Source organism: Bacillus sp. SIMBA_008, from assembly GCF_046535495.1.
GTDB lineage: Bacteria > Bacillota > Bacilli > Bacillales > Bacillaceae > Bacillus > Bacillus subtilis.
This window is the reverse complement of sequence record NZ_JAWRWL010000135.1, coordinates 1-350: the sequence shown is the minus strand read 5'-3', so window position 1 is coordinate 350 and position 350 is coordinate 1. Positions and strand designations below refer to the sequence as shown.

Below are 350 nucleotides of genomic sequence, written 5' to 3'. Positions count from 1 at the left end.
ATACTACACGCATTAAAAAAGGTAGAGGGAATTCCAGAAGAGCAATTGCTCTATACAGAGCAGCATGAAGATCTCTTTTTTTTAGTGGAACATTTAATTTCTCAAGAAGCGAAAAGCGATTTTGTAAGTAATATGCATATTGGTAGAAGTAGAAATGATATGGGTGTAACGATGTATCGCATGAGTTTAAGACGATATGTATTACGATTAATGGAGCATCATTTGTTATTGCAAGAAAGTATACTACAACTTGCTGCTGATCATAAAGAAACGATTATGCCAGCTTATACACATACACAACCAGCGCAGCCAACAACATTTGGTCATTATACGTTAGCGATTTATGATAC

General features: G+C 35.1%; 1 protein-coding gene. It reads left to right on the top strand.

What is annotated here, in order from left to right:
- The coding region (locus SB658_RS22505) for a lyase family protein (RefSeq protein WP_410602442.1) at window positions 1-350 on the top strand (350 nt) is incomplete at both ends.